The organism is Neisseria sp. KEM232 (assembly GCF_002237445.1).
GTDB lineage: Bacteria > Pseudomonadota > Gammaproteobacteria > Burkholderiales > Neisseriaceae > Neisseria.
This window is the reverse complement of sequence record NZ_CP022527.1, coordinates 1,237,387-1,252,211: the sequence shown is the minus strand read 5'-3', so window position 1 is coordinate 1,252,211 and position 14,825 is coordinate 1,237,387. Positions and strand designations below refer to the sequence as shown.

Sequence of the window (14,825 nt, the reverse complement as noted above, 5' to 3'; positions counted from 1 at the left end):
GAAAAAAACATGGAAAAAATCCGCGCCGCCGTGGTGCAAATGGTTTCCTCCGCCGATCCCGCAGCCAATATCCGCGCCATGCGCCGCCTGGTGCGCCAAGCGGCGGACGCGGGGGCGGGCTGGGTGCTGCTGCCCGAATACTGGCCGCTGATGGGACACGCCGACACAGACAAGCTCGCCCTTGCCGAACCCTTCGGCGCGGGGCGTTTTCAGACGGCCTTGGCAGAGGCCGCCGCCGAATGCGGCGTGGTGCTGTTCGGCGGCACTATTCCGCTGCACAGCGGCGAAGCAGGCAAGGTGCTCAACAGCATGCCGGTTTACGGGCGCGACGGCACTCTGCTCGGCCGCTACGACAAAATGCACCTGTTCGGCTACTCGGGTTTGGGCGAGCGTTACGCCGAAGCCGACACCATCGCGGCGGGTGGCAGCGTGCCGAAGCTGGCCGCCGACGGCTGGCCGCTGGCGCAGGGTATCTGCTACGACCTGCGTTTCCCCGAATTTTTCCGCGCCCAAGCCCCTTTCGCCGCACTGCTGCTGCCCGCCGCCTTCACCTACACCACGGGCAAGGCGCATTGGGAGTTGCTGCTGCGCGCCCGCGCGGTGGAAAACCAGTGCTATGTGCTGGCGGCGGGACAGGGCGGCACGCACGAGAGCGGGCGGCGCACTTTCGGCCACAGCATGATAGTCGACCCTTGGGGCGACATCCTCGCCGTTCTGCCTGAAGGCGAGGGTGTGATCGCCGCCGACCTCGACCCCGTGCGCCTCAACAGCGTCCGCACGCGGCTGCCCGCGCTGGCGCACCGGGTTTTATAGAGGCCGTCTGAAAAAGGCCACTGGGGATTTGCCCTGATTGTTGCGGACAGGTACCAAAGGCCGTCTGAAAGCGGATCTCGCGCTTTCAGACGGAGACCTTTGCAAAATCCCCCCAAATCCCCTAAATTCCCACCAAGACATTTAGGGAATTTCTCATGAGCACCTTCTTCCGGCAAACCGCCCAAGCCATGATTACCAAACACATCGACCGCTTCCCACTATTGAAGTTGGATCAGGTGATTGATTGGCAACCGATCGAACAGTACCTGAACCGTCAAAGAACCCGTTACCTTAGAGACCACCGCGGCCGTCCCGCCTATCCCCTGCTATCCATGTTCAAAGCCGTCCTGCTCGGACAATGGCACAGCCTCTCCGATCCCGAGCTCGAACACAGCCTCATCACCCGCATCGACTTCAACCTGTTTTGCCGTTTTGACGAACTGAGCATCCCCGATTACAGCACCTTATGCCGCTACCGCAACCGGCGGCGCAAGACGACACCCTGTCCGAATTGCTGGAACTGATTAACCGCCAACTGACCGAAAAAGGCCTAAAAGTAGAGAAGGCATCCGCCGCCGTCATTGACGCCACCATTATTCAGACTGCCGGCAACAAACAACGCCAGGCCATAGAAGTCGATGAAGAAGGACAAGTCAGCGGCCAAACCACACCGAGCAAAGACAAAGATGCCCGTTGGACAAAGAAAAACGGCTTATACAGACTCGGTTACAAACAACATACCCGTACCGATGAGGAAGGCTATATCGAGAAACTGCACATCACTCCCGCCAATACCCATGAGTGCAACCACCTGTTGCCTTTGCTGGAAGGGATAGCCGAAGGTATGACCGTCTATGCCGACAAAGGCTATGACAGTAAGGAAAACCGACAACATCTGGAAGAGCATCGGCTGCAGGACGGCATTATGCGCAAAGCCCACCGCAACCGTCCGCTGACGGAAGCGCAAACCAAACGTAACCGGTATTTATCGAAAACCCGTTATGTGGTCGAACAAAGCTTCGGGACGCTGCACCGTAAATTCCGCTACGCCCGGGCAGCCTATTTTGGTCTGCTCAAAGTGAGTGCGCAAAGCCATCTGAAGGCGATGTGTTTAAACCTGTTGAAAGCGGCTAACAGGCTAAGTGTGCCTGTTGCCGCCTAAAAGGCGGTCCGGATGCCTGATTATCAGATATCCGGGGAGGATTAAGGGGGTATTTGGGTAGAATCAGGAGGTATTGGGGGGAGGAAAACAGCCGAAAACCTGTTTTTGGGTTTCGGCTGTTGGGGAAAAGGAATTTTGCAAAGGTCTCAGACGGCCTTTTTGCTTTCTGCGGCTATGACGTTTGTTTGCCGCTTCCGTTTGCCGTCGCATCTTGCCAAGAGCACAACGAAAAAGGCCGTCTGAAACAGGGTTTCAGACGGCCTCTGTGTATCTGTGCAATCAGCCTGCGGCGGTCTGCACGGCCTGTACGCACCAGTCCATCACGCTTTGCGGCAGGATGCCCCACAGCAGAAGCAGCAGGGCGTTGGCCGAGAGCACGGCTTTCGCCACCGCGCTGCCCGGTCTGATACGGACGTTTTGCGGTTCGTCGAAATAGATGGTGCGCACGACGCGCAGGTAGTAGAAGGCACCGATCAGCGACATAACGACGGCGAACACGGCCAGCCACAGATAGCCTTTGCCGACCAGAAGCTGGATCACCTGGAGTTTGGCGTAGAAGCCGACCAGCGGCGGGATACCGGCCATCGAGAACATGGTGAGCAGCATCAGGAAGGCGTACCAGGCGTTGCGCTGGTTGAGACCGGCCAGGTCGGCGATGGTTTCGCAGTCGGCCGTTTCGTCGGAAAGCTGCATCAGCACGCCGAAGCCGACCAGCGCGGTGGCGACATAGGTAAGCGCATAGTAGAGGCCGGCGGAGAAGCTGATGCTGCCGCCGAGGAAGGCCAGCAGCACGAAGCCCATGTGCGAGACGGTGGAATAGGCCAGCATGCGTTTGAGGTTGGTCTGCATAATGGCGGCGAGGTTGCCCACCAGCAGGGAGGCGACGGCAATCACGGCCAGCATCTGCGTCCAATCGGCATGTTCGTTGTCCATCGCGCCGTAGAGGATGCGGGCGGCGAACACGGCAGCGGCCATTTTCGGCGCGCTGCCGACGATGGCGGCAACGGAAGTCGGCGCACCTTCGTAGACATCGGGTACCCACATATGGAAGGGCACGGCGCCAAGTTTGAAGGCGATGCCGACAACGACGAATATCAAGCCCAGTTTCATCAGCCAGGGCTGGTCGAGGCCGCTGTAGCTGTTGGCGAGAATGGTGGCGAAGTTGAGCGAACCGGTTGCGCCGTAAATCATGGAAACGCCGTAAAGCAACAGGCCGGATGCCAGCGCACCCAAAACAAAATATTTCAGCGCGGCTTCGGCGGAGCGGGCGGAATCGCGGCGCAGGGCAATCATGGCGTAAAGCGACAGCGACAGCAGCTCCAGCCCGATGTAGGCAACGAGAAAGTGTCCCGCGCTCGCCATCATGCTCATGCCGGTGAGGCCGAACAGCGACAGGGTGTAGAACTCGCCGCCGAAAATGCTGCGCACGCGGTTGTAGGGCGCGGCGTAAACGAAGGCGGCGGCCAGCGCGGCGTACATGGTGAGCTTGGCCAGCTGCGAGAGGCCGTCTGAAAGATACATATCGCTAAAAATGCTGACGGCGACTGGCGTCCAGACATAGCACTGCGCGGCAGCGGCCAGCGCCAGCACAAGCAGGCTCAGATAATGGGTAACGCGGCGCTGACCGTCTTTGAGCCACAAATCAATCAGCAGCACGGAAAACAGGCCGCACAGCAGCACGATTTCAGGCAGCGCGGGGAGCAGGTTCAAACTATTCGTATTCATTCACACACCTCAAATCTTGCTTTGCGCCACTTGGGTAATCAGATCGTTGGCCGCCTGATGCACCACGGCGATAAACGGCTCCGGCCACAAGCCCATACCCAACACGGTGGCGGCCAACACCGCCAAAATCAGAAACTCGCGGGCGTTGATGTCTTTCATCTCGGCCACGTGCGGATTGGTAATCGCGCCAAAAATCACGCGTTTGTACATCCACAGCGTGTAAGACGCGCCATAAATCAGCGTCAGTGCGGCCAGCGCGCCCACCCAGAAATTCACCTCCACCGAGCCCATAATCACCATAAATTCGCCGACAAAGCCCGAAGTCGCAGGCAAACCGGCGTTGGCCATGCCAAAGAGCATCATAAAGGCGGCAAACTTGGGCATCACATTCACTACGCCGCCGTAATCGGCGATGTTGCGCGTGTGCAGGCGGTCGTACATCACGCCGATGCACATAAACATGGCGGCGGAGACAAAACCGTGCGAAATCATCTGCATAATCGCGCCTTTGAGCGCCCAGTCGTTCAGACGGCCGTCAAGAAACAGGAACATCCCCAGCGTAACAAAACCCATATGGCTGATGGAAGAATAGGCCACCAGTTTTTTCATATCGGTTTGCACCAGCGCCACCATGCCGATGTAAATCACCGCAATCAGGCTCAACGCTACAATCGCCGGCGCGAAAAAGCGCGCCGCATCGGGCAGAATCGGCAGGATAAAGCGCAGGAAACCATACGCGCCCACTTTCAGCGTAATCGCCGCCAGCACCATCGAGCCGCCGGTCGGCGCTTCAACGTGCGCATCCGGCAGCCAGGTGTGCACCGGCCACATCGGCACTTTCACGGCAAACGACAGGAAAAAGGCGACAAACAAAATCTGTTGGATGCCGAGCGGAATCTGTTTCAGATTCTGGAAATCGGCAATCGCAAAGCTGCCGCCCGCCTGATACGACAGATACACCATCGCCACCAGCATCAGGAGCGAACCCATCAGCGTATAGAGAAACAGTTTTACCGACGCATACACGCGGCGCGGGCCGCCCCACACGCCGATAATCAGATACAGCGGAATCAGCATGCCCTCGAAGAACACGTAAAACAGCAGGGCATCCTGCGCCGCAAACGCGCCGTTAATCAGGCCGCTCATGATTAAAAATGCCGCCATATACTGCGCCGGACGCTTCTGAATCACTTCCCAGCCCGCCAGCACCACCATCAGCGTGATAAAGGCGTTGAGAATGACAAACAGCACCGAAATACCGTCCACCCCCAGTGCGTAGTTGATATTGAGCGTGGGAATCCACTGGTGGAACTCCTGAAACTGGAAGCCGCCGCTCAAACGGTCGAAACGGGTAAACAGCGGCAGCGTTACCAAAAATCCGGCCGCCGCGCCAATCAGCGCAAGAATGCGCGCCAACAGCGCCCGCCGGTCGGAACCGGTCGCCAAGACCAGAATACCGGCCGCTATCGGCACCCAGATTGCCAAGCTGAGTAGGTTGTTTGAAAACATAATGTTTGCCTGTGGTTTGTAAAAATAATTCGGTTTGGGTTGCGTGGGTGGGTTGGGTAAAGGGGTTTCAGACGGCCTTTCGGGTTTTCAGGTAGCCTTTCAGACGGCCTCTGTTATTTCAGGCTGCTTTTGAGGCCGTCTGAAAACGGTGTTGCTTCTACTGCCGTCATTCCCGCGCAGGCGGGAATCTTGTCGGAGCTACAGAAACTTAAACTGCTTGGTTCTCCCATTACTCCTCGAGGAAACTGTCCTATCCATTTCATAAAATCGTTTATTAAAGTTTCATCTATAGTATTTTTATGGCCGGGGCCGATTTTTACTATTTCTAAAAATTCTTCAGGAATCATCTTAGCCTGATTGCCGAGATACCAAAATTTTTCGCAAACCAAGATACGATTGGGCTGCAAATCATCATATATTTCGCCTTTGCCATGCGAGATATTTTTAATCTGCTGCCATTGCCCATCCTGCCAGTAATAAATGTTGTCGCCTCTTTTCGCCTTTTCGTCTTGATTACTTGGTTTTTTTGCTTCAAAGCGCGGATCAATAGAATAATCTATCGTGCTCAACACCTCAGAGACAACACCGACATAAATAATTTTATTATTGCCGACACCCCGTGCAGAACCGGTGCCGACAAGAATATCGCCGATATTGGCACTCTGCCTGATCTTCGGCTTGCAGGTTGCCAAAGTTAAAAAACCGTAATACGGATTGGGGGCAAAGCCGGTATCATGCTTTACCACATAACTTGTTAATTTCATTTATACATAACTATTTACACCCGTCATTCCCGCCTGCGCGAGAATGACGTCTGTGGTGGGCACGGCTGTTTGCGGAGTTTCAGGCTGCCTTTGGTTTTATCCGCGTGCGTGGCAGAGCCACACACCCTACGACCATTGTTTTCAGGCTACTGTTTGAGACCGTCTGAAAACGGTGTTGCTTCTACTGCCGTCATTCCCGCGCAGGCGGGAATCTTATTTCCGCTCCAACAATGGCGGCTTGAACCTGCATTCGTTCAATTCCACCGAGATTCCCGCCTGCGCGGGAATGACGGCAGTGGTGGGGCGGCTGTTTGCAGGATTTCAGACGGCCTTTTTGCTTTTCAGACGGCCTGTTTATTTTCAGGCTGCCTTGTCCTTCTAACGTATCAGACCGGCGAACAAATCCAGCCACTCGGGATTCTGTTCTTCTATCAGTCTGATTTTCCATTCTCGCCGCCATTTTTTCAGGGCTTTTTCTTTGGCGATGGCAGCGGGCATATGCTCGAACAGTTCGTACCACACCAGATCGTGCACATTGTAACGGGCGGTAAAGTTGTCGAAATCAAGGCTGTTTTTATGTTGCCATACCCGCTCGGGCAGGTTCATGGTAACGCCGATATACAGCACGCCGTTTCTGCCGCTGGCCATAATATACACGGCAGGCTGTCCGGCTAAGGGATGGCGGTGCATATCGCTTCCTATTTTGGGTTTTGCAGAAGCCTGCAAACCCGCTTTCAGACGGCCTTTCGTTTTTCAGGCTGCTTTCAAGGCCGTCTGAAAACGGCTGTTTCTTTCTGTTTCGTCATTCCCGCGCAGGCGGGAATCTTTTTCCGGCTTCAATGATTGGCAGTTGAAACACGGGGTTGCTGCATCTGCGCCAAGATTCCCGCCTGCGCGGGAATGACGGCAGTGGGTGGGCGTCTGCTTGCAGGGTTTCACGCGGTGTTCTGTTTTTCAGACGGCCTTTTTGCTTTCAGGCTGCCCTGCAACCCAAAGGCCGTCTGAAACACCAATTATCCGAACCAAAGCCCCCAGAAAAACGCCACAATCAGCACTAGTACGCCGGTTACCATAAAGGCGGCGTAGGTGTAGATAAAGCCGGTTTGCATTTTGCGTACTTGGGCGGAGACGGCGCCGACGAGTTTGGCGCTGCCGTTGACGAGGCCGTTGTCGATGATGGCGGTGTCGATGGCTTTCCAGAAGAATGTGCCCAATGCGCGGCTGCCTTTGGCGAAAACGTTGTAGTAAATCGTGTCGAGGTAGTATTTGTTTTCAAACAATACGTACACGGGGCGGAAGGCGGCGGCGATTTTGGCGGGCAGACCCGGGGCTTTGATGTACAAGACCCAGGCGCTTACCACGCCTGCGATAGCGAGATACAGCACGGGCGAGTGCAGGCTGTGCGACACCATCGCCAGTGCGCCGTGGAATTCTTCTTTCATCAGGTGCATGGTGGGGTGGGCTTCGTGGTTGACGAAAATCACGCCTTTGAAGAAGTCGCCGTAGAGCATGGGTTCGATGGCGATGTAGCCGATGATGACGGACGGAATGGCGAGCAGTACCAGCGGCAGGGTGACGACCCACGGGCTTTCGTGCGGGTTATCGTGTTTGCCCAGGCCGTGATGGTGGCCGTCTGAATGATGGTCGTCGTGATGCTCGGGCAGCTCGCGCCATTTTTCTTTACCGTGGAACACCATAAAGTATTGGCGGAACGCGTAAAAGGCAGTAACGAACACGCTGGCGAGTACGGCGAAGTAGGCAAAGCCGCTGCCGGGCAGGTTGCTGAGTTTGGCCGCTTCGATGATGGAATCTTTGGAATAGAAACCGGAGAAGAAGGGCGTGCCGATAAGCGCCAGATTGCCCAGCAGCATGGTGAGCCAGGTGACGGGCATGTATTTTTTCAGGTTGCCCATATGGCGCATGTCTTGGTCGTGGTGCATGCCGATGATGGCGCTACCGGCGGCGAGAAACAGCAGGGCTTTAAAGAAGGCGTGGGTCATCACATGGAACATGGCCACGGAGTAGGCCGACGCGCCCAGCGCCACGGTCATATAGCCGAGCTGCGACAGGGTGGAATAGGCCACCACGCGTTTGATGTCGTTTTGAATCGTGCCGAGAAAGCCCATAAACAGCGCGGTAATTGCGCCGATGACCATGATGACGCTCAAGGCGGTGCTGCTCAATTCGTAAATCGGCGACATGCGCGACACCATAAACAGGCCGGCAGTAACCATCGTTGCCGCGTGAATCAGCGCGGAAATCGGTGTCGGGCCTTCCATCGAGTCGGGCAGCCACACGTGCAGCGGGAATTGGGCGGATTTACCCATCGCGCCGACAAACAGCAGCAGGCAGGTTACGGTAACCAGCGACCACTGCACGCCCGGAATCAGCTCGATGGTGGCATTTTGCACCTGCGGCAGATAGGCGAACACGTCGGCATAGCGCAGGCTGCCGCCGAAATAGGCCAGCACCAGCGCGATGCCCAGCACAAAGCCGAAGTCGCCGACGCGGTTGACCAAAAACGCTTTCAAATTGGCAAAAGTGGCCGACGGTTTTTTGAAATAGAAACCGATCAACAGATACGACACCAAGCCCACCGCTTCCCAGCCGAAGAAAAGCTGGATGAAGTTGTTGGACATAATCAGCATCAGCATGCTGAAGGTAAACAAGGAGATATAGCTGAAAAAGCGTTGGTAGCCGACCGCTTCATCGTGCATATAGCCGATGGTGTAGATGTGTACCATCAGCGACACGCCGGTTACCACCGCCATCATCATCGCCGTCATCGAATCGACCAGAAAGCCGACCGAGAAATCAATGCCGCCCATTGTGAGCCAGGTATAGACGTTTTCGTCGAACTTGGCGCGCGAGCCGTCGATAAAGCCCCACAACACCCAGCCGGACAACACGGCCGACACCGCCACGCCGAGTATCGTTACCGAATGCGCCCCTGCGCGGCCGATTTTATTGCCGAACAGCCCCGCCAGCAGCGAGCCCGCCAGCGGCAGAAGGGCGATGGTGAGGTATAAAGTCATATCAGTCATGTTGTGAACCTTAGGGGTTGAACTTTTAATCTTTTGGCTAACGGGGCTGGTGGGCTGTCTGGTTTCAGACGGCCTTTCACATTTTCAGGTAGCCTTTTGGCGTTTCAGGCTGCCTTGGTATTTGTCCGCGTGCGTGGCAGAGCTACACACCCTACATTGTTTGGGTTTTCAGGCTGCTTTACAGGCCGTCTGAAACCGTCGGACTTCTGCCATCTGCTCCCTCCCCCGTCTTGCGGGGGAGGGTTGGGGTGGGGGTGTGCGTTTCTGCGGAAACGCTTTTTTCGCCGACGTAGTAGCAAAGGTTTCTGCTGCCCTACCGCCCCCACCCTAGCCCTCCCCCGCGAGCGGGAGAGGGAATTAGTTTGCTGTCGGGCTATCGGTTTCAGGCTGCTTTTCAGACGGCCTTTTCGTAGGTCGGATTCTCGAATCCGACGTTTCCCGCAAGGGAAAATGGTGTTTTAGCTCCGCAACTCCGCTACGCTACGCAAGCTGCCTATTCTGCCGCGCCCACCCACGCCAGAAATTCTTGTTCGGTCATTTTCGGGGTGTCGTCGGACAGGTGGTAATACGGTGCTTGGCAGTCGGTAAAAATTTGCAGTTTCAAAGCAAAGTCGGCGTTGTCGGCAAACAGTCCGGCATTGACATACCACGCTTCGTCCATGCCGCTTTCGGGCAGAAGGTGGAAATACAGATCGTTGCCGCATTGTTTGCAGAAAGTGCGCTCGCCCCAGTCGGAAGAGCGGTAGCGGCCGATGTTTTCTTCACCGCTGATTTGCGGTGCGCCTTCGGCGGTCAGGGTAAACGATGCGCCTCCGGTGCGTTGGCGGCATTTGCTGCAATGGCAGGCGTGAACTTCGTGATTATGCCTGACTTCGAGCGTTACGCTGCCGCACTGGCATTGGGCTTTCATAGCTTTTCCTTATTTTGTGTGCACGGTTTTCAGGCTGCTTTAAAGGCCGTCTGAAAACGGGGGTTTCTTTCACTTTCGTCATTAGCTTACGCAAGTCCGCTACGCTACCCCCGCGCAGGCGGGAATCTTTTTTCGGCTTTGACTGTCGGCGGTTTCAGCCAAGAGTCTTGTAGGTTGGGTCGAGACCCAACAACGACGTTTGCGTTTTCAGCATTTTGTTGGGTTTGCAACCCAACCTACCCTACTTGGGTCGAGACTCGACAATGTTTGCGGTTCCAACATTTTGTTGGGTTTGCAACCCAACCTACGTCTGCTTTTCAGACGGCCTGCAAAGCAGTCTGAAACCGCCCTACCCTTTCAAACTGTCCAAATCGCTGATGTTGATGCTTTGGCGGTTGCGGAACACCAAAACCATAATCGCCAAACCAATCGCGGATTCGGCGGCGGCTACGGTCAAGACGAAAAAGACGAAAATCTGGCCTGCGGTGTCTCCCAGGTATTGCGAGAAGGCGATGAAGTTGAAGTTTACGGCCAGGAGCATCAGCTCGATGGACATCAGCAAAACGAGTACGTTTTTGCGGTTCATAAAGATGCCCATGGCGCTGATGCCGAACAGCAGGGCGGCGAGTACCAGATAGTGGGTCAGCGTAATCATGCTTTGTTCTCCGAATCGGCGGCATCGTCGGTTTCTTCGGCTGCGGGCGCGGACGGGGTCTGCACCACGGCGGCCATTTTCACCATGCGCAGGCGGCCTTGTTTGGCATCGACTTTGACCTGGTCGGCGGGGTCGATGCGTTTGGGGTTGCTGGATTTGCGGTGTACCAGGGCGATGGCGGCAACCATGCCCAGCACCAGCAGCACGGCGGCGAGCTCAAAGGGCAGCAGGTAGGTGGTGTAAATCTGGCTGCCGAGATCGCGCACGTTGCTGTAATCGGCGGGGATGTCGTTCATCGGGCCGAAGGCGGCAAGGTTGGTTTTGGGCGACACCAGTATCAGAATCAGGGCGACGGCCATCAGCACGCCGACGGTCAGCGCGGCGGGGGCGTTGCGCCAGAAGCCTTTGCGCATTTCTTCGATGTCGATGTTGAGCATCATCACCACAAACAGGAACAGCACCATCACCGCGCCCACATACACCACCACCAGCGTGATGCCGAGGAACTCGGCCTGCATCAGCATCCACATCATCGCGCTCATGCAGAAGGTGAGCACCAGATACAGCGCGGCATGCACGGGGTTCTTGGCGGTTACGGTTTTGAGCGCGCCAAACAGGATGATGGCGGCCAGGGTGTAGAACATAATCAGTTGGAAGCTCATAAAGGTCTTTCCGGTGGGGGTTTTTCAATGCTTTTCAGACGGCCTTTTTTTGGGGTCTGGGCTGCCTTTGACTTCAAATCACGCGCTCTTCTTCGCCAAACCACATGACGGAATGCTGCAAATCCACGAACTCGGCTTCATCCTCGCGCAGTGCGGCCAGTGCCGCCTGCCCTGCTTCGGTTTCGCGGGCGCGTTGGAAATCGTCGCGGCTGTCGTACCACAGCTCGCCCATCGCATCAAACGCAAACGGCAGCGTGCCGCGCTGGGTGGCAGGTTGCGCACCGGCCTGAAACGGCAGCGTTTTGGCGTAATGGCGGATATTCAGTACGTCCTTCAAACCCAGCACTTTTTCAGAATGCTGCTGCCAGCGGGCGATAAATGCCTCGGTGTCGAGTTCGGTTTTCTTCTTTACCAGCATAATGATTTTAAACATTTTATTTTTTCTTTCAGGCTTTCCCAAGCTGCATGGCTGCGGGTTTCAGACAGCCTGTTTGGTTTTTCAGGTAGCCTCTTACGGTTTCAGGCTGCCTGCGCCAGCGCATCCAGCCACGCCACATAATCCGCCGCGCTTTGCTCTATCGCCTGCAAAGCGGCTTCGGTGTAGCCCGCGTTGCTGTCGATGGTGTGGAAGGCAAACATCGGGCGGTAGTCGGCGTTGCAGTAGCGCAGGGACAATTCAAACGGGCGCAGTGCTTCGGCAACGGTGCAGCCGACTGCGCCTTCGCGCGTGTAGTCGGCAGCGGGCGTGCCCAGCGACACGGCAATCGCGGTTTTCTTGCCTGCCAGGGCTTTGCCTTGCGAACCGTATGCCCAGCCGTAGGTCAGCACGTCGTCCAGCCATTGTTTCAGCAGCGGCGGGCAGTTGAACCAATACACGGGAAACTGCAATACCAAAGCCTGATGCGCGTCCGCCAGCCGCTGTTCGGCGGCGATGTCGATTTTGCCGTCGGGGTAGGTGGCGTAAAGCTCGTGCACGGTAAAGCGTTCGGGGTATCGGCGCAATTGGGCAAGCCAGCGTTTGTTGACGGCGGACTGCGCAATACTCGGATGCGCGACGATGACGAGGGTTTTGCTCATGGTGCTGCTCCTGTTTGGATTTCAGGCTGCCTTTTGCGTTTCAGGCTGCTTTTGCTTTGCCGCGTGCGTGGCGGAGCCACACACCCTACGTTGCTTGTGTTTTCAGTTTGTAGGTCGAGCATTGATGCCCGACATGTTTCAAATTGGCCGGCGTTTGTCGGGCATAAATGCCCGACCTACTTTACTTCAATCTCGTCATTCCCGCGCAGGCGGGAATCTTGGTTGGGGTGGGCGGCGGTTGGGGTTGGCCGCCTTTGCTGTTGTGCCGCCAAGATTCCCGCCTGCGCGGAAATGACGGCAGATATTTTTCTGTTGCCGGTGTTTGTCGGGCATAAGTGCCCGACCTACTCACTAATGACGGCAGTTTAAGGTTTTCAGGTAGCCTTTTGCCTTTCAGGCTGCCTCAACGGTAGGGCGCGTCGGCGGCTTTGCGTTTGGCGATTTCTTCTTCGTATTTGTCGCCGATGGCCAAGAGCATGGGTTTGGTGAAGTGCAGGTCGCCCTTTTTCTCGCCGTGGTACTCGAAAATATGGGTTTCGACGATGGCGTCGGTGGGGCAGGCTTCTTCGCAGAAGCCGCAGAAGATGCACTTGGTCAGGTCGATGTCGTAGCGGGTGGTGCGGCGGGTGCCGTCTTCGCGCTCTTCGGATTCGATGTTGATGGCCATGGCGGGGCAGACGGCCTCGCACAGTTTGCAGGCGATGCAGCGTTCTTCGCCGTTCGGATAACGGCGTTGGGCGTGCAGGCCGCGAAAGCGCACGGACTGCGGGGTTTTTTCTTCGGGGAAGTAGATGGTTTCCTTGCGGGCGAAGAAGTTTTTCAGGGTCAGCCCCATGCCTTTGACCAGCTCGCCGAGCAGGAAGGTTTTGACTAGGTTTGCCATTGGGTTCGTATCCTCCGTTTTAGGGGATTTTGGTGTTTGGTTTTGGTTTTAAACTTTGCCGAAACTTGCGTTGTGCGTTTTCAGGCTGCCTTGCCGTGTCAGGCGGTACGTTTGACGATAAAGGCGTTTTCGGCTTTTTCAAAGCCGATTTTCGGGTAGTAGTCCATCGCAGCGGGGGCGGAAAGCAGAATCAGGGCGACTTTTTCGCCGATTTGCGCCTGTGTGCGGCGGACGAGTTCGCGGCCGATGCCCTGATGCTGGCAGGCGGTATCGACGGCAAGATCGGACAGATAGCAGGCGTAGGCGAAGTCGGTAAGCGAGCGGGCAACGCCGACAAGGTTCGCACCGTCCCATGCCGTCCACAGGATGTCGGCCTGATCGAGCATGGTTTGCAGGCGCGGCAGGTCGGTAGTGGGACGGCGGATGCCGGAACGCTCGAGTACGCCCGCAAACTGTTCGGCGGTAATGGTTTTGCTGTTGCTGTATTCGATCATTTGCTTGTCCTTTTTTTCAGGCTGCCTTTTCAGGCTGCTTTTGCTTTTCAGACGGCCTATTTCCACAAGCTCAGCGGCGAGACCATCCACAGCGCCAGCACGACGATAAACACGAAGCTGATCGGGATCAGCACCTTCCAGCCCAGGCGCATAATTTGGTCGTAGCGGTAGCGGGGAAAGGTGGCACGTATCCACAGATAGCCGTAGAGCACCATCGCCATTTTGCCGAACATCCAGAAGGCCGACGGCGTACCGACAGCGCCCCAGCTTTGCGGGAAGGGCGAGAGCCAGCCGCCGAGAAACATCAGCGATGTCAGCGCGGCGATCAAGATCATGAAAATGTATTCGGCCAGGAAAAACAGGGCAAAGGCGAAGCCGGAATATTCGACGTGGAAACCGGCGACGATTTCACTCTCGCCTTCGGCCACGTCAAAGGGTGCGCGGTTGGTTTCGGCAACGGCGGAAATCAGATAAATGATAAACACCGGAAACAGCGGCAGCCAGTTCCACGAGAATACCGAGCCGCCGGCGATGCCCTGCGCTTGGGCGGCGACGATTTCGGAAAAATTCAGGCTGCCTGAAACCATCACCACACACAGCAAGGCCGCGCCCATGGCGATTTCGTAGGAAATGGTTTGCGCGGAAGAGCGCATGGCGCCGAGAAATGAGTATTTGGAATTGGACGCCCAGCCGGCGATGATCACGCCGTACACCGACAGCGAAGTAATCATCAGAATATAGAGCAGGCCGACGTTGATGTTGGTGAGCAACCATTTTTCGGAAAAAGGAATCACCGCCCAAGCGGCAAACGACGGCGCCAGCGACATAATCGGGCCGATATAGAACAGCGCCTTGTTCGACAGCTTGGGGCGGGTAACTTCTTTAAACAGCAGCTTGAACACGTCGGCAAACGGCTGGATCAGACCCCACGGGCCGGTTACATTGGGGCCGACGCGCAGCTGCATAAAGCCGATAACTTTGCGCTCGAAGTAAGTCAGGTAGGCAACGGTGAGAATCAGCGGAATCAGGATGATGACGATTTTGACGACGATCGCCACAATCAGGCCGATGTCGCTGCCGATGGGGCCGAGCCAGCCTGAAAACAGGGTTTGGAACCATTCTTGCAT

Annotated in this window: 14 protein-coding genes and 1 pseudogene; 2 read left to right on the top strand and 13 right to left on the bottom strand. The window is 56.3% G+C overall.

All coding sequences use genetic code 11. The annotated features are described in order from the left end of the window. The first annotated feature begins 9 nt into the window (after positions 1-9). Together CGZ77_RS06200 and CGZ77_RS06195 are read left to right on the top strand one after the other, a co-directional pair. Positions 10-813: a carbon-nitrogen hydrolase family protein gene (locus CGZ77_RS06200; RefSeq protein ID WP_009426771.1), complete on the top strand. Its 804-nt coding sequence runs from the start codon at positions 10-12 to the stop codon at positions 811-813. A gap of 155 nt (positions 814-968) precedes the next feature. Then, positions 969-1,975: pseudogene (locus tag CGZ77_RS06195) on the top strand (IS5 family transposase). Between the two features lie 279 nt (positions 1,976-2,254). On the opposite strand, the gene nuoN reads toward CGZ77_RS06195, so the two are convergent. From nuoN to nuoH, 13 genes are all read right to left on the bottom strand, one after another. Beyond that, complete coding sequence (gene nuoN, locus CGZ77_RS06190; protein ID WP_094031030.1) at positions 2,255-3,700, bottom strand: NADH-quinone oxidoreductase subunit NuoN; 1,446 nt, start codon at positions 3,698-3,700, stop codon at positions 2,255-2,257. 9 nt (positions 3,701-3,709) lie between these two features. Then, on the bottom strand, positions 3,710-5,209 hold the full coding sequence (locus tag CGZ77_RS06185) for an NADH-quinone oxidoreductase subunit M (protein WP_009427132.1): 1,500 nt from the start codon (positions 5,207-5,209) through the stop codon (positions 3,710-3,712). A 113-nt stretch (positions 5,210-5,322) separates the two neighbouring features. Beyond that, the gene (locus CGZ77_RS06180) at positions 5,323-5,973 is read right to left on the bottom strand and encodes a hypothetical protein (RefSeq protein WP_009427131.1); all 651 of its coding nucleotides are present in this window, start codon (positions 5,971-5,973) and stop codon (positions 5,323-5,325) included. A gap of 378 nt (positions 5,974-6,351) precedes the next feature. Continuing rightward, the gene (locus CGZ77_RS06175; protein ID WP_009427129.1) at positions 6,352-6,663 is read right to left on the bottom strand and encodes a GIY-YIG nuclease family protein; all 312 of its coding nucleotides are present in this window, start codon (positions 6,661-6,663) and stop codon (positions 6,352-6,354) included. Positions 6,664-6,986: 323 nt separating this feature from the next. Continuing rightward, positions 6,987-9,017 (bottom strand): NADH-quinone oxidoreductase subunit L, encoded by a 2,031-nt coding sequence (gene nuoL / locus CGZ77_RS06170; RefSeq protein WP_009427127.1) that lies wholly within the window; start codon positions 9,015-9,017, stop codon positions 6,987-6,989. 493 nt (positions 9,018-9,510) lie between these two features. After that, positions 9,511-9,927, bottom strand: a complete 417-nt coding sequence (locus CGZ77_RS06165) for a GFA family protein (protein WP_009427125.1) — start codon at positions 9,925-9,927, stop codon at positions 9,511-9,513. Between the two features lie 349 nt (positions 9,928-10,276). Continuing rightward, positions 10,277-10,582, bottom strand: a complete 306-nt coding sequence (nuoK, locus tag CGZ77_RS06160) for an NADH-quinone oxidoreductase subunit NuoK (RefSeq protein WP_009427122.1) — start codon at positions 10,580-10,582, stop codon at positions 10,277-10,279. After that, entirely contained in the window at positions 10,579-11,244 is a 666-nt protein-coding gene (locus CGZ77_RS06155) for an NADH-quinone oxidoreductase subunit J (RefSeq protein WP_009427121.1), read from the bottom strand. Before CGZ77_RS06155 ends, nuoK begins: the two co-directional genes overlap by 4 nt. A gap of 73 nt (positions 11,245-11,317) precedes the next feature. Further along, entirely contained in the window at positions 11,318-11,677 is a 360-nt protein-coding gene (locus CGZ77_RS06150) for an EthD domain-containing protein (protein ID WP_009427120.1), read from the bottom strand. Positions 11,678-11,763: 86 nt separating this feature from the next. After that, positions 11,764-12,321 carry an NAD(P)H-dependent oxidoreductase gene (locus tag CGZ77_RS06145; protein WP_009427119.1) on the bottom strand — a complete coding sequence of 186 codons (558 nt, stop codon included), beginning with the start codon at positions 12,319-12,321 and terminating at the stop codon, positions 11,764-11,766. 403 nt (positions 12,322-12,724) lie between these two features. Continuing rightward, on the bottom strand, positions 12,725-13,204 hold the full coding sequence (nuoI, locus tag CGZ77_RS06140; RefSeq protein WP_009427116.1) for an NADH-quinone oxidoreductase subunit NuoI: 480 nt from the start codon (positions 13,202-13,204) through the stop codon (positions 12,725-12,727). 98 nt (positions 13,205-13,302) lie between these two features. Continuing rightward, positions 13,303-13,698 carry a GNAT family N-acetyltransferase gene (locus CGZ77_RS06135; RefSeq protein WP_036496584.1) on the bottom strand — a complete coding sequence of 132 codons (396 nt, stop codon included), beginning with the start codon at positions 13,696-13,698 and terminating at the stop codon, positions 13,303-13,305. A 56-nt stretch (positions 13,699-13,754) separates the two neighbouring features. Then, positions 13,755-14,825, bottom strand: a complete 1,071-nt coding sequence (nuoH, locus tag CGZ77_RS06130; RefSeq protein ID WP_009427114.1) for an NADH-quinone oxidoreductase subunit NuoH — start codon at positions 14,823-14,825, stop codon at positions 13,755-13,757.

Bases quoted from the DNA above. Each gene is read 5' to 3' on its own strand.
- CGZ77_RS06200 (WP_009426771.1), top strand. From the start codon at position 10: ATGGAAAAAATCCGCGCCGCCGTGGTGCAAATGGTTTCCTCCGCCGAT.
- nuoN (WP_094031030.1), bottom strand. From the start codon at position 3,700: ATGAATACGAATAGTTTGAACCTGCTCCCCGCGCTGCCTGAAATCGTG.
- CGZ77_RS06185 (WP_009427132.1), bottom strand. From the start codon at position 5,209: ATGTTTTCAAACAACCTACTCAGCTTGGCAATCTGGGTGCCGATAGCG.
- CGZ77_RS06180 (WP_009427131.1), bottom strand. From the start codon at position 5,973: ATGAAATTAACAAGTTATGTGGTAAAGCATGATACCGGCTTTGCCCCC.
- CGZ77_RS06175 (WP_009427129.1), bottom strand. From the start codon at position 6,663: ATGCACCGCCATCCCTTAGCCGGACAGCCTGCCGTGTATATTATGGCC.
- nuoL (WP_009427127.1), bottom strand. From the start codon at position 9,017: ATGACTGATATGACTTTATACCTCACCATCGCCCTTCTGCCGCTGGCG.
- CGZ77_RS06165 (WP_009427125.1), bottom strand. From the start codon at position 9,927: ATGAAAGCCCAATGCCAGTGCGGCAGCGTAACGCTCGAAGTCAGGCAT.
- nuoK (WP_009427122.1), bottom strand. From the start codon at position 10,582: ATGATTACGCTGACCCACTATCTGGTACTCGCCGCCCTGCTGTTCGGC.
- CGZ77_RS06155 (WP_009427121.1), bottom strand. From the start codon at position 11,244: ATGAGCTTCCAACTGATTATGTTCTACACCCTGGCCGCCATCATCCTG.
- CGZ77_RS06150 (WP_009427120.1), bottom strand. From the start codon at position 11,677: ATGTTTAAAATCATTATGCTGGTAAAGAAGAAAACCGAACTCGACACC.
- CGZ77_RS06145 (WP_009427119.1), bottom strand. From the start codon at position 12,321: ATGAGCAAAACCCTCGTCATCGTCGCGCATCCGAGTATTGCGCAGTCC.
- nuoI (WP_009427116.1), bottom strand. From the start codon at position 13,204: ATGGCAAACCTAGTCAAAACCTTCCTGCTCGGCGAGCTGGTCAAAGGC.
- CGZ77_RS06135 (WP_036496584.1), bottom strand. From the start codon at position 13,698: ATGATCGAATACAGCAACAGCAAAACCATTACCGCCGAACAGTTTGCG.
- nuoH (WP_009427114.1), bottom strand. From the start codon at position 14,825: ATGCAAGAATGGTTCCAAACCCTGTTTTCAGGCTGGCTCGGCCCCATC.